This is a genomic window from Paenibacillus illinoisensis NBRC 15959, from assembly GCF_004000925.1.
GTDB lineage: Bacteria > Bacillota > Bacilli > Paenibacillales > Paenibacillaceae > Paenibacillus > Paenibacillus illinoisensis.
In genome coordinates this window covers 122,865-134,894 of record NZ_BIME01000006.1, presented here as the reverse complement: position 1 = coordinate 134,894, position 12,030 = coordinate 122,865, and the positions used below count along the sequence as shown (strand labels likewise).

Annotated in this window: 11 protein-coding genes; 6 read left to right on the top strand and 5 right to left on the bottom strand. The window is 47.5% G+C overall.

Features of this window, described 5'->3' with window-relative positions; genetic code table 11:
- The first annotated feature begins 124 nt into the window (after positions 1–124).
- The 5 genes from PIL01S_RS16250 to PIL01S_RS16230 all read left to right on the top strand — a co-directional run bounded on the left by PIL01S_RS16250 (position 125) and on the right by PIL01S_RS16230 (position 7,101).
- Positions 125–529 (top strand): CBS domain-containing protein, encoded by a 405-nt coding sequence (locus PIL01S_RS16250; protein ID WP_095288594.1) that lies wholly within the window; start codon positions 125–127, stop codon positions 527–529.
- A gap of 363 nt (positions 530–892) precedes the next feature.
- Entirely contained in the window at positions 893–3,169 is a 2,277-nt protein-coding gene (locus PIL01S_RS16245) for a glycosyltransferase (RefSeq protein WP_218029831.1), read from the top strand.
- 18 nt (positions 3,170–3,187) lie between these two features.
- A complete protein-coding gene (locus PIL01S_RS16240; protein ID WP_127538400.1) occupies positions 3,188–4,345 on the top strand; it encodes a hypothetical protein in 1,158 nt (385 codons plus the stop codon).
- 106 nt (positions 4,346–4,451) lie between these two features.
- Complete coding sequence (locus PIL01S_RS16235; RefSeq protein ID WP_127538399.1) at positions 4,452–5,873, top strand: MBOAT family O-acyltransferase; 1,422 nt, start codon at positions 4,452–4,454, stop codon at positions 5,871–5,873.
- Between the two features lie 16 nt (positions 5,874–5,889).
- Positions 5,890–7,101 carry an alginate O-acetyltransferase AlgX-related protein gene (locus PIL01S_RS16230; protein ID WP_127538398.1) on the top strand — a complete coding sequence of 404 codons (1,212 nt, stop codon included), beginning with the start codon at positions 5,890–5,892 and terminating at the stop codon, positions 7,099–7,101.
- A gap of 126 nt (positions 7,102–7,227) precedes the next feature.
- On the opposite strand, the gene PIL01S_RS16225 is transcribed toward PIL01S_RS16230, so the two are convergent.
- From PIL01S_RS16225 to PIL01S_RS16215, 3 genes are read right to left on the bottom strand one after another with little or no spacing between them, the layout of a single operon-like run.
- On the bottom strand, positions 7,228–7,674 hold the full coding sequence (locus PIL01S_RS16225; RefSeq protein ID WP_127538397.1) for a hypothetical protein: 447 nt from the start codon (positions 7,672–7,674) through the stop codon (positions 7,228–7,230).
- Positions 7,671–8,120 carry an SMI1/KNR4 family protein gene (locus tag PIL01S_RS16220; protein WP_127538396.1) on the bottom strand — a complete coding sequence of 150 codons (450 nt, stop codon included), beginning with the start codon at positions 8,118–8,120 and terminating at the stop codon, positions 7,671–7,673. The genes PIL01S_RS16225 and PIL01S_RS16220 overlap by 4 nt, the downstream gene beginning before the upstream one ends.
- A gap of 30 nt (positions 8,121–8,150) precedes the next feature.
- Positions 8,151–8,810, bottom strand: coding sequence for an Imm41 family immunity protein (locus tag PIL01S_RS16215; protein WP_127538395.1), 660 nt, complete (start codon positions 8,808–8,810; stop codon positions 8,151–8,153).
- A 151-nt stretch (positions 8,811–8,961) separates the two neighbouring features.
- On the opposite strand from PIL01S_RS16215, the gene PIL01S_RS16210 reads away from it, so the two are divergent.
- Complete coding sequence (locus tag PIL01S_RS16210; protein WP_127538394.1) at positions 8,962–9,564, top strand: hypothetical protein; 603 nt, start codon at positions 8,962–8,964, stop codon at positions 9,562–9,564.
- A 124-nt stretch (positions 9,565–9,688) separates the two neighbouring features.
- Here the strand turns inward: PIL01S_RS16210 and PIL01S_RS16205 are convergent, their stop codons facing one another.
- Both PIL01S_RS16205 and PIL01S_RS16200 read right to left on the bottom strand, forming a co-directional pair.
- A complete protein-coding gene (locus PIL01S_RS16205; protein ID WP_127538393.1) occupies positions 9,689–10,270 on the bottom strand; it encodes a hypothetical protein in 582 nt (193 codons plus the stop codon).
- Between the two features lie 4 nt (positions 10,271–10,274).
- Complete coding sequence (locus tag PIL01S_RS16200; protein ID WP_127538392.1) at positions 10,275–11,858, bottom strand: glycosyltransferase family 39 protein; 1,584 nt, start codon at positions 11,856–11,858, stop codon at positions 10,275–10,277.
- Positions 11,859–12,030: the final 172 nt, after the last annotated feature.

The window sequence follows — 12,030 nt, the reverse complement described above, 5'->3', positions numbered from 1 at the left end:
TATAGATTTCCAGAGCTCCTGAAACAATGGAACAAATCTGACGAATTTATCATTAAAAATAGCCGAATGCTCACATAATATGTTTAAATAAGGAGAGTGAAACTACAGGCAAAGGAGCCCGATGATGGAAATCAGCTATTTTTTACTCCCCAAAGACGAAGTGGCTTATATCAAGTCCTCCGCTTCCATGAAGGAAGCACTCGAACAGCTTGAAGCACAGCATTATACCGCCATTCCCGTGATTGATCAGGACGGAAAATATGTTGCGACTCTGTCCGAAGGCGATTTGTTATGGAAAATGCGGAGCACCCCCGGACTGACTTTTGATAACATGGATCAGGTCCAGGTGCATGAGATTAGCAACAGGGTATATAATGAATGCGTCTTCATCAAGGCAGAAATGGAGGATATGCTGACACTGGCAGCGGACCAGAATTTCGTGCCTGTCGTGGACGTGGACCGCGTCTTTCTTGGCATTATCCGGCGCAAGGATATTATTGAGTATTACACGCGCAACATTTCTGATTAATTCAATAACGAAAGCCACCTGCAGTTTTTCCTGCAGATGGATGAAAAAAAGGCGAGCACTTCTTGCTCGCTTTTTTGCTGCCCATATTCCCCTTTTTCTTCCATACACTCTCTTCTGTCAACTCGTTCTCAAGCTATTTTAGTGTAAGAGAACAATAAACATATTGCGCATTATTCGACAAATAACTACAATAATTATCATAATACGACACATTTAAGTGGATAAATCTTGTTTATTAACCCTTACGCCGCAGGGGTCCTATTGTTTTTTTCAGAATTTGTTCAGAATGCTTTAGTACAATAAGCACGTTCTTTTTGGTTCCAGCGCAGCTCCATTTCAGAAACATCAGAGAGAGGTATTCCATTGAATTATTTAAGTACACGCAACAAGATTCTGGTCACAGCTACAGTGATCATGTCTTGTATTTACGTCATTTGGCGTACGTTCTTCACCATTCCTTTCGGCCATGGCCCTCTCGCCGTGACCGCTGGTCTTGCCCTCCTTATTGTCGAACTCATCGGCATGTTCGAACTGGCCGTCCACTTTTACAATATGACCCGGCTTGAATACCCGGAGCTTCCCGTCGTAGACGAGTCGTTATATCCGGATGTGGACGTCTTTATTGCAACTTACAATGAACCCACTTCCCTTCTCTTCAAAACGATTAACGGCTGTCTCAATATGGATTATCCGGACCGTTCCAAGGTACATATCCATTTGTGTGACGATTCCAATCGTCCCGAGATGCGGAAGCTTGCCGCCCATCTGGGCATTAACTACCTGACCCGGACTGAGCACAAACACGCCAAGGCTGGTAATCTCAACAACGCCATGAAACATACTTCTTCCCCCCTGATCGTCACCTTTGATGCCGACATGATTCCGAAGCATGATTTTCTGACGTCCTGTGTTCCGTATTTTCTGACAGGAGAAAAGATCGGTTTCGTGCAGACACCGCAAAGCTTCTACAATCCCGATCAATTCCAGTACAATCTGTACTCCGAGAACCGGATTCCGAATGAGCAGGATTATTTCTACCGTGACGTGCAGGTTGGACGCAACAAATCCAATTCCGTAATCTACGGCGGAACCAATACCGTGCTCTCCAGACAGGCATTGGAAGACGTAGGGGGCTTCTACACAGGTTCCATTACGGAGGATTTTGCAACAGGCATAGAAATGCAGAGCAAAGGGTATCGCTGCTTCGCAACCAACAAGGTACTGGCATCCGGCCTTGCCCCTGGCGACTTGAAGAGCTTAATCAAGCAGCGTCAGCGCTGGGCACGCGGTTGTATCCAGACAGGTAAGAAGATGAATCTGCTGTTCAAGAAAGGTTTGAGTTTTGCCCAAAAATTAAATTATATCTCTTCCATAACCTACTGGTATTCCGGGCTGAAGAGATTGCTGTATATCATGTCGCCGATTCTGTTTGCCGTCTTCGGCATTCTTGTTGTGAAATGCACAATACTTGAAATTTTGATTTTTTGGCTGCCGATGTATCTCCTGACCAATACCTGTCTGCGCATGCTGTCGGGCAATATTCGAACAACCAAATGGACCAACGTCTATGAAACGATCCTGTTCCCGTCCCTGCTGCCTGCCGTTATTATGGAGACGCTTGGCATGACGATGAACAAATTCGTCGTTACCCGCAAGGATGGTGCGCAAAACGATGACCGTAAATACAAAATAAAACAAATGATTCCCCATCTCATCCTGGCCGTGCTGTCCATCATCGGTATCGTGAACTGCATTCACTGGACGTTCAGTCAGGGCACCATCGGTTTCCTGGTCGTGCTGTACTGGCTGCTGATCAATTTCTACAACATCATGATGTCCATCTTCTTCCTAGCGGGACGTAAAGTGTTCCGGAACCACGAGCGTTCACTCGCTTCTGTGGACTGCACCATTACGACCGAAGGCGAGACGATCTCCTGCTTGACGCATGATCTCTCCGAAGGCGGAATATCCGTGATGCTGGATACGCCGAAATATATTCCGAGTGATATGGAGGTCGGCATCAGGCTGGTTAACGATCGATATGCAAGTGAATTCACAGGCAAGATCGCTCATGTGGCATCCATCGGAAATCGCTGGAAGTATGCTTTTACCGTCAAGGAAATGACAGAAGAGCAGCAGCGGCAGCTGCTGCACTTGATCTATGATCGTGAGCCGACGCTGCCGCAGAAGCTGGACAAGGATATCAGCACATTTGAGGATATTCGTCTGAATTTCGTGCGCCGGGGTCAGAGTGAATTCATGTCTAACCGGAAGCTGGCACGTATTGCATTGAACCGTACGGTGGATACGTCCACACATGGAACGGTTACCCTGCTTGATTTCAACTATGAGTATGTTTTGCTCGAGACGTCCCGCCAAGAATTGAGCTATGAGATCGATCTGCCCATTAGCGACGACCTGACACTGGAGTGTGTATGGGTACAATCCCTGCGGAACAAACGAGGTAACCTGTATCGGGTGACCAACATCCAGGACATCGCCCGCAAGCATCAGATGGCCGCTCTCGAGTCTTTACTTACACAGTGGAATAGAGAGCAGCAGCAGTCAGGCCGATCAAATGTCACATCCAAAGACAAAAGCGTCTCAAATGATGAACTCAACGAGATGGCTTATTTATAGAGCGGAGGCAAGGTACACATGATCAAAAAGTGGAAACAACTTATACTTGCCGCCAGTTTCGCTGCATTATGGAGTCTGCTTCCAGTTCAGGCTGTTCAAGCACAACAGCTTAAGCTGAGCGAAAGTACGCTTCGTGAATGGAACAACGGGACCCAAGTAGATACCCATATCGATAAGAACGGCAGTATACAGATCCAAACCACTACCGAGGGACTCAAAAAAGGCTATTATTCCGCTTACATCTATGAACTGCGGAACAGGGACTGGTCAAGCTACGGTGCGTTGACCTTCTCCATTCGAAATGAATCGGAGATGACATTACCATTCAATGTCGTTATCACCCGGGCTGATCAGAGCTCCCTTACCGTAGCGGATAACCGAAATGTCATCGTCGTTCCGAAGGCAACCAAGGAAGCAACGTTGGTTCACCCTACCGCAGGTCTGATTGAACTGGAGCCAGGCTTTGTCGGACAGATCCGCATTCCCTTCTCCAGTCTGATGGTTCAGGACAAGGCTAAGACAGCAGGCCAGGTCAAGCTGGGCAAAATCACCGGCTGGGGCATTACGACGACTACCACCGAGAATGCCAAGCTAAACTTACGGGTCGGAAACATCAAGCCGGTATCCCGGAAGCAAGCCTCAGCAGAGAATGAGCTAACCACGCTGCAGATCACGGGAGAAGAACGAATGGTGAAGCCGGAGGCTGGTGAATCGATTGCACAATATGAAGTTCACTCTTCTTCCAGCAAAGGGATTTCGAATGCATCCTTTCAGCTGGACAGTCCTGTGCAGGGGGCATCCATTACACCGGATGGCTTACTTACACTCCAGACTGCCGTTCAACCTGAAAGTCTCACCATACGCGCACTGGTGAACGGAAAATGGAACCTGACTTATCCCGTTATCTTGGACCGTTCTACGGCCATGAATGTACAGGAGAAGGATGGAACGAAGCGCGCCATTCCGTCTCCTGATCAGGTAACGAAGGTGGTAAACCCCGCCGATCCGCTGATGAAGCCGTGGATGGTATGGCTTATCCGCATTGCCCTGTCGGCAGCCGGAATCCTCACGCTTGTGGCCTACTGGCTGTGGCGGAAGGGCAGGAACACACCTCGTGCCCAACAAAGGCGTGCCCGCCGCGAGCAGCGCCGGGCAAGACGTCCATTCAGCATGTAGCTGAACTGCGGCAGGCTGGACCACATCCCAGGATGTGAGTACAGCCTGCCTTAATTTAGTGTTAATGCATGCTGCATTCTTATATGATCCTCAAGGAGGAAAGGCAGTGCTCTTTTCCAGTGTAGTCTTTTTATTTTACTTTCTGCCGCTTGTACTCGGGCTCTATTACATACTGAGATTCTCGGTTACGCTCAAAAACATGCTGCTGCTTGTCGCGAGTTTATTCTTCTATGCTTGGGGTGAACCCTGGTTCGTCCTGATCATGCTGGCCTCCATCTGTTTCAACTATGTCTTCGCTCTGCTCGTGGACAAGTTCAGGGAAAGGCGCAATGCAGCCTATACCATCATTACGATGATGCTGATCGTCAACCTCGGCATGCTGTTTGTGTTCAAATATCTAGCTTTTGCGCTGCGTATTGTGAACGAAAATACGAGCTTTGGACTCAGCATTCCGAACATCGCACTGCCGCTGGGTATCTCCTTCTTCACTTTCCACGGCATCTCTTACGTCATTGATGTCTATCGTGGACACGGCGCTGTACAGAAAAATCTCTTTTACGTGGCATTGTACATCTCCTTCTTCCCTCAGCTCGTTGCCGGACCGATTCTGCGGTACAACACGATTGCGGATCAGATGGTGAACCGTAAAGAAAGCTGGGACAAGTTCGCGGTAGGCTGCTGCAGGTTCATTGTGGGCTTGGGCAAAAAGGTGCTGTTATCGAACAGCATGGCTATTGTCGCTGATCACATCTTCAGCATGGGAGGCACATCGGAAGTGTCCTCCAGTCTGGCGTGGCTTGGGGCGATTGCCTATACGCTGCAGATTTATTTTGACTTCTCCGGATATTCCGACATGGCCATTGGTCTGGCATTGATGTTCGGCTTCAAGTTCGAGGAAAACTTCCGATATCCGTACATCTCCAAATCCATCACCGAATTCTGGCGCCGCTGGCATATCTCGCTCGGTACCTGGTTCAAGGAATATGTATACTTCCCGCTGGGCGGTTCCCGTGTCACCAACAAGGATAAAATGATTCGCAACCTGCTGATCGTCTGGGGACTTACCGGCGTATGGCATGGTGCGGAGTGGACATTCGTCGTGTGGGGATTAATTAACTTCGCGTTCATCGCGCTGGAGAAAATCTTCAGCTTTGACAAAGGAACACGTTTCATCCCGCTGCGGCATCTCTACGCCATGTTTATTGTTGTGATTGGCTGGGTCATCTTCCGGTCACCGGATCTCCTGCAGGCAGGTCACTATCTGGGCAATATGTTTGGGCTGTACGGCAATGGGTTCTGGAGCGATACAACAGGGATGTTCCTCAAGGAATATGCATTCTTCTTCATTCCAGGCATTCTGTTCTGCATGCCAATCGCCACCCGGATGAACAAATTGATGGTCGATGGCGCCCGTTTCCGCAAACCGCTGGAGCTGGTTTATCCGCTGACAATCATTCTCTTGTTCCTGGTCTGTGTATCGTATCTGGTCAAGGGTACATATAATCCGTTTATCTATTTTAATTTCTGAGAGAAGGCACACAAGCATGCATAACTTTCTTGCCAAAAAGAGAATCACCGCTTTCCTCTTCATTCTCGTGCTGGTGACGCTCTCTGTTCTGAATATCATTCAATCCTTCGGTCCGATTAAACAAACGCTGGCATCCGGAGACTACGATATTTCTGAAACCAAAGGACTGATCCATCAGCTTGATGCGGACATCAATGAACATGTTTTTGAAAAGTTTGGCTTCGTGGAAGCCTATGGATACTTGCAATCCCTGATGTGGAAAAACGAGGAGAATAATTTCGAGGTTGTCAAAGACATGGAGGGCAAGCTGCACTATACCTACTTTGCCACCGGTCCAACGTACACAAAGGATCTGTCCGACCGGGTTGCTGCGCTTGGAGAACAGTTGGATCCACAAACGAAGCTGACTTACGTCATGACTCCGGACAAATACGTGCGTGGCTATACCACGTTCCCGGAAGGCATTCCCTACAACTATAACAATGAAACTGCCGATGGCTTTCTGGCCAATCTGAAGCAGGATGGCATTGATACCCTCGATCTGCGGGAGGGTTTGCTGGAGAGCGGTATACCGGCGAAGGATCTGTTCTTTACGACCGACCATCACTGGAAAATCAAGACGGCGTTTTGGGCCTTCGGCCAGCTTGTGAATCATCTGGACGGCATGTACACCAAGCCGCTGGACCCGTATCATTATTTCACGGATATCCATAACTACAATGTGCTTCCATACGAAGACATCTTTATCGGATCGCAGGGCCGCAAGGCTGGTAAATACTTCGCGGGTGCAGATGACTTCGACCTGATCTATCCGAAGTTTAAGACGAACTATTCCTTTTACTTCAAGACCGGCGAGACCGAAGCCACACTTAACGGACGCTTCGAGGATGCGCTGCTCACTACGTATCCGCTCAACGTGCAGGGAGCAACTTACGATCTGACTGCGGACAAGTACTTCACGTATCTGTACGGCAATCAGGGCATTGTTCATGTGGTGAACAAGGATAACCCGAATGGACTGAAAGTCATGTTCATCAAGGACTCGCTCGCCGTGCCGATGATCTCCTTCCTATCCACGGTCGTGTCCGAGATTTACGTCATTGATCCGAGGTATTACACCGAGGACATTATGGATTTTGCCAGCAAGACCGAGCTGGATCATGTCTTCGTATCCATCTCGCCACAGGATCTGGTGGAAGAATTTTTCCCTTATGGGGCGAAAGATTAAGTGAGTGAACGATCATACTCTACCCCCTCCATTCCAGTATGATTTTGAAAAATAAAAGAAGGGTAACCCAAAGCCAATAATGATTTGGCTGACAGGGTACCCTTTTCTTTTTGTGATCCAGCAGAATCAGTTTCGTTCATGCTTCAGCTTCTGTTCCTTGTAATAGTGCAGCACATCAGGCGGGCTGCCCTGAAAAGCACGTTCTTTACCGTACTCATAAGCCTGATGCAGATAAGAATACGCCTCGTCATGCTGTTCCAGTCTCATGCAGACGGTCCCCAGCTCAATGAGCGGACCCGTATTAATATCTGACCCTCGTGTTTGCAGCGATAATTCCGCCCAGGGCTTCGCCAGCGCATACTGCCCCAAGTTCATATGTGCATTCGCGTGACAGGAAGCAATCCAGCTGGCTATTTCCCAGTCTGTCTTCGGCTCGGGTAACATTCCCCATGCCTGATCATAATAGATCAGGGCCTGTTCATGCTGCTGCGTGTCGTCCAGCACATTGCCTGCTTCAACAGTTTCAATAATCTGTTTCTCCAGTTCGGGATGTTCCGGTGTCAATTCCTTCATAGCGCCTTCTCCTCCTCCAGTTGAAAATACCATTCCAGGAATGTATTAAAACCAGGCCACTGTGGGCTGCTCTCGCCGCTCAAAAAGCGTTCGATCGACTCCCCAAGCTCTACCAGCACCACTTCACCCGTCTGCCGGTTATAGAAGAATCCGCCTTCCCCTTCGAAGCTGTCCAGCGGTATGTAAGCTTCAGGCAATCCCAGCGTGAGCTGGGCCACCGTCATGTCTTCCAAGTACACGGTATTCTCCATCACCCAGCAGATCTGATAGATCTCCTGATGCCTGCTATAGAAGGTCGGGCCATCATCTGCATGCAGATAAAACTGCGCAAAATCCGACTGAAGATCAATATTCAGCTTCTGCAGTGCTTCCTCATACTCCTTCGGTACATCTTCATGCCACCAGCCCTTACCTTGGCAAAACTCAATAACTTTACTAGATAACATATTCATCCTCCTAATTAACTGATGGCGCAATTATGATCGATTCAGTGCAGAACGGTAGGGTGCATAAGTACTCATTACCCATTCATGAAATAATTGGTGAGCGCTGCTGGCATCCGGTGCATGGAAGAGATAGGTTCCCTCTACTTCCCGACGGCTAAGTTTGGAATCAACCAGGTCTCTGTCCTCTTCTTCGTTGAGCTCAATTCGGTACGTCCCATCCTCCTCGCGGAAGCCGAGGGCGTGCACATTCGTTTCTTGTTTATAATAGCCCAGCTGCAGTATTGCTGGTTGCTCGTTCGCCACCAAGCCGGCGAAGACCGGGTTCGGAAAGTCCTCATCGAAACGGGATTCACCCGGAACAATCCCCTTGTAAAAACCGTTAACCACTTCGCCGAGAAGGCTCACCATGTGATGGGCATATACGTAAGGAAAATGTTCAATTTCGTAGACATCGGTGTCCGAGTGATGCCACTGCAGGTACTCCATGATTTTGGAATAGGTGAAGCTGACAGCGCTTGCCACTTCCCGATTCAGCGGTTGGTCCGCAGTGAGACGGGTCAGTTCCATAATACTATTCACATATTTCCAGAATAACGACTGATCAAAACGCGCTTCCTCATGAAGCATGTACAAAAAGGTATTCTCTTCCGCTCTCGCATTGCGCATGAGCTCCTGAAGCGAATGTTCCATATGTTTTATACCTCCGAAACGTATATAAACAATGTATCAAAATTGAAGAACGTTTGGAAATAAGGATATGAGGGTGGGTCATTCCTTAATCTCGTGAAACTTTCTCTATTGCCTTTCGTCTAATTACTGATGAACAACAAAGGAGATGACTATGCGAATAACCTGCGGCCCTGCATATGCTGGGAAAATGATTGGTTCTATTAATCTTCAGCCATCGAAGTTTATGAAAGGGATCTCAAGCACCAGCCAAATTACCGATCATGTTGATCCTGAACGCATTGCAATTCCCTACATAGAAGACACTAACTTTGGATCGCATTTGGATGCTATGAAAATCATGAAGGGAACCTATAAGGAAGAGTTTCACGTGAGCTATGATGTGGAATTTACAATTGATGTGGATGAAAAAGGGTACATCACACAATTTGAACATACGTTTCCCTTGGAACGCTATATTGATCTTGTGGCAACACAATCCTATAAAGTCATCAAAACCAATTGGCGTGGACAAGCTTATCACGTGATGACTTACAGCTACATGGAGGAAGTATGTAACCCGAATAACGTCATTTTCAAATGTAACGCTGCGGAAGACGTGTTCGTCGTTGCTGAACTTGCTCCCTATCGTATGGATGGCGTGGTCGTACAGCCCAACCATGTTTATCTTCACCTTCGTGCATTAATTTCAGCCAGAGATGATCTCTATCCGATCGATTACATGTGTGAGCCTGATTTTGATCTAAGTCTGGACTAGATCTGAGAATACATAAAGAGAAAGAGCACAGGACTCTCCCTTTTACCGGGAATAGCCTGTGCTCATTTAAGGTGGACCAAATTCAAATCTTCTCGCCAAATCTCTTTGCCGCTGTCTTCATCACTTATTCAGACTGGACAACTGCCATTCGTTCCACTGTCTCCGTGTTTTCCTTATACCATACCATGACGACATCTCCCTCTTTCAGATCAGATACCTGAATTGCCCCGTTGGCATCTGAACTGGTGTTACCCCGTCCTCCCATCTCCATACCTTCAGTGATGCTAACATCCACATTCAGCTTTAATTTCATTTCCACGCCAGTTTCATTCATCTCCCTGCTTCCGCTGCCAGGAGCACTGTCCTGCTGACCCTGGTTAGTCGAGTTCTGTGAAGAGAAGCCTTGAAACTCAAGTAATGCTACAGTAACGGTATCTCCGTCTATGGAGATAATCCTGCCTGTGAGATCAGCATTCATTGCACCATGCATATCATCCGGTCCACCTGTTCGGTCATTCATGCCTCCGCCTCTCTGCATTCCTCCGTTCATGCCTGGGCCACCATTCATCATTCCCCCGCCATTCATGCCTTGTGCAGTACCGGTATTCGTAATGTTTTGGGCTGTAATCACATCACAGGCGGCAAGCAGAACAGCACAGCCTGCCAGTAGGATTAGAACAGATGTGAAATAATAATTTTTTCGCATAAGATCACCTTTTTCCCAGGGATGGCCGTCCCCAGCCGAGTTTTCTTTGGAACATCAATTCATACGTATCCTTGAATCCCATATAGGACAACACAACAAGCAAAGGATATACAGGGTAGATATAGCGCGATTTGATCTCCCACAGGATATAAAAACCGATAAATCCGAGAACCACCAGAATCAGGGAGACCTCATCATATCGCTTAAGACGAATCCCCCGGACCAACCGAACGAAAATAAAACAGTACATCATGAAGTTCATTACATATACGACCCAAAGCACACCCGTTCGATAGACTGAATCCCCCTGGAACAGGTCCGTTACCCCATTGGTGTAACTATAGGAGCCCGCAATTCCGCCTGATCTTCCCCTTCCCATGCCAGAGGCACTTTCATTGCCGATTCCGTATCGATCCATCTGGTACGTCCCTTCAGTCCAGGTCCATATGATCTTTTTGTAATACATCTGAATCAGTTCGCTGGCACTCGCTTCCGACAGCTTCGACTCAATCTTCTGCTTAAATAATGCTGTGCTATCGGCCTTATTGTAATTGGCCTGTCTCTGATAAATTTGGTAGCTCTCCATATTGTCCCAGAATCCGAATCGTTCGAGGTTAATCCCCATGTTCAGCCACATATAGACGGGGGCCGAATTCTCGCCGACCGGTTCGCTTACCGTACCTGTGGACTGCAGCACGGCATTCTGGGTCCAACCTGGGACATTAAACAGAACAGCCAGTACGGCGATGGAGCCCAGCACCTTCTTGAACCCGATACTCCGCATGTTCAGCAGGATGTACAAGATAGCAGCAATCAGCACAATGGCGCCGATACTGCGGAAGTAGTTTCCAATGGCGAGAAGAATCGCAGCACAGAGAATAGCCTTCCATGATCTTTCGCGTACAAACCGAAGCAAAAAGTATAAACAGGATGTCAGAAATGCCGTCGCAATCACATCGTTATAAATCAGGTTGTTCAAGAATAAGGAAGGCAGGTATGTCGCTGCAAAAATCAAAACGCCGTAATCCCGTTCCTTAGATTGGGGGTTCAGCTGCTTAGAAATGAGATAAATCATAAAGGTGGTTAACGTTGAAAATAAAATATTAAACAGCTTGATCACCAGATAGTTATCCGGGAACAGGTACAGCAGTGTTTTTAAATAGAGCACGATGGAAAAGTTAAACGGGAACATGTGAAGATATCCACCCGTTTCAAACGAGGAATAATCCTGATCGTAGAGCATGCTCATCGCAAGAGAAACTACTGTCTGGGAATCATCCGTCGGCACTCTTGGAAACACAAAGATAATCGCGATCTGAATCGCCATGGAACATAGCAAAACCACGGGAATAACGACCTTTGGACTGTACTTGTTCAATCTCAGGCAAAGACGGTACAACCCAATACCCGCTAACAGAAGCAGGAGGATGACCGGAAGGAAAATACTCCATTGCTGGGTTCCCAGAATCGGATTGTCTCCATAAAGTCCATAATTATACTGCGCCCGAACGAATAAAGACGAAACAATAAACAAACCAACAAAGAAAATAAGAATGAGATAAAGCGTCTTATGGATCACCTTAGACATGCCAAAACTCCTTTTCGAGTACAGGATTCGAAAACAGTATAATGGCTCTAACTGAAAAATCGCTGAATTCAACCAGTCGGCTATCGCTGACCCCACGAACATGATTTTTAAACACAAAAAAGACCGCCCTCTTCGCCAAAGATAGCGGTCTATCTATTCCTTTAATACAATG

Excerpts from the sequence above, each read along its gene's own strand:
- PIL01S_RS16210 (WP_127538394.1), top strand. The coding sequence starts at position 8,962 with ATGCGAATAACCTGCGGCCCTGCATATGCTGGGAAAATGATTGGTTCT.
- PIL01S_RS16240 (WP_127538400.1), top strand. The coding sequence starts at position 3,188 with ATGATCAAAAAGTGGAAACAACTTATACTTGCCGCCAGTTTCGCTGCA.
- PIL01S_RS16225 (WP_127538397.1), bottom strand. The coding sequence starts at position 7,674 with ATGAAGGAATTGACACCGGAACATCCCGAACTGGAGAAACAGATTATT.
- PIL01S_RS16250 (WP_095288594.1), top strand. The coding sequence starts at position 125 with ATGGAAATCAGCTATTTTTTACTCCCCAAAGACGAAGTGGCTTATATC.
- PIL01S_RS16220 (WP_127538396.1), bottom strand. The coding sequence starts at position 8,120 with ATGTTATCTAGTAAAGTTATTGAGTTTTGCCAAGGTAAGGGCTGGTGG.
- PIL01S_RS16200 (WP_127538392.1), bottom strand. The coding sequence starts at position 11,858 with ATGTCTAAGGTGATCCATAAGACGCTTTATCTCATTCTTATTTTCTTT.
- PIL01S_RS16205 (WP_127538393.1), bottom strand. The coding sequence starts at position 10,270 with ATGCGAAAAAATTATTATTTCACATCTGTTCTAATCCTACTGGCAGGC.
- PIL01S_RS16215 (WP_127538395.1), bottom strand. The coding sequence starts at position 8,810 with ATGGAACATTCGCTTCAGGAGCTCATGCGCAATGCGAGAGCGGAAGAG.
- PIL01S_RS16230 (WP_127538398.1), top strand. The coding sequence starts at position 5,890 with ATGCATAACTTTCTTGCCAAAAAGAGAATCACCGCTTTCCTCTTCATT.